The organism is Streptomyces chiangmaiensis (assembly GCF_036281785.1).
Lineage (GTDB): Bacteria > Actinomycetota > Actinomycetes > Streptomycetales > Streptomycetaceae > Streptomyces > Streptomyces chiangmaiensis.
This window is the reverse complement of record NZ_JAYWVC010000631.1, coordinates 1-975: the sequence shown is the minus strand read 5'-3', so window position 1 is coordinate 975 and position 975 is coordinate 1. Positions and strand designations below refer to the sequence as shown.

General features: G+C 63.0%; 1 protein-coding gene. It reads right to left on the bottom strand.

Annotated features, from left to right (window positions below; translation table 11 throughout):
* Nucleotides 1-544, bottom strand: a 544-nt coding sequence (locus VXC91_RS46075; protein WP_408057639.1) for a tetratricopeptide repeat protein, incomplete at its 3' end; no start/stop codon positions are given.
* Nucleotides 545-975: the final 431 nt, after the last annotated feature.

The following is a 975-nucleotide window of genomic DNA, read 5'->3' as shown; positions in this document are numbered from 1 at the left end:
CCCGGGAACGATCGTGCCACTCGGCGCCTTCGATCGGGTCTCCGTTCCTGACGAGGAGATTGCCGAGGTCGGTCATGGCGAGGACGTCACCAGCATGGGCTGCTGTGCGGTACCAGTGTTCAGCCTCCTGATCGCTGCCCTGTTCTTCCAAGCAACGGCCGAGGTGGCGCATGGCCTCGGTGTTTCCGGCTTGGGCGGCGACGCGGACCCAGCGTTCCACCTCGCTGCCGCTGGCTTGGGTCACCGGCGGGGGCGCGCTAATGGCGTGATCTCCTACGGGGCCGCCGGCCTGGGGCTTGACCTCTGCCTTCGGTCGCGAATCCTCTACGAGGACCCCGCGGAAGTTCTCGTCCTCTGGTTCAGCGTCTGGAGCGCCTTCTTCGTCGTGCGCAGCATCCCACAGGGCCTTGAACCGGTTGACCTCGACTTCAGGCACCAGCCGAGGGTGGGCTTTCTTGGCGAGCTGTTCCACCACCACATCGATCACGCCCCACGAAGGCAGGACGGGCTTGGTGAAGGCGTGATGGATCTTGGTGTGACTCACGGCTTCATCGACCGCAAGGTGAAGTTCCCGGGCTGAGGGGTAGCCAGCTTTCTCGTGCAAGGAGTGCAGTTCCTGGTTGAGGACTCGCAGTGGGCCCTCAGACAAGTCAGGCATCTTCCACTTCGGCACCCCGGTCCCCCCGCTGCTGTCAGGAATCGTCAGAAGCTGTCTCGGTCATGGTGCCAGTAGCCCCAACGGATGTCAGCGCGTGTGAAGGGTCGTGGTTGATCGTCAGCGCCCATCAACGGCTCCTGGACGGCATCGACGCTGGTCGGCAGATTCTCATGCGACCTGGAGGACTTGATAAACCAGATCAGTGTTCGTGCGCTGCTGCTACTGCTCGTGGGCGCAATCACCGCATACATCGCGTTCCGCAATCCTGCACTTGGAGCCGCCATCGGCGTAGCTGTCGTAGTAGTGGCACTCCTTCA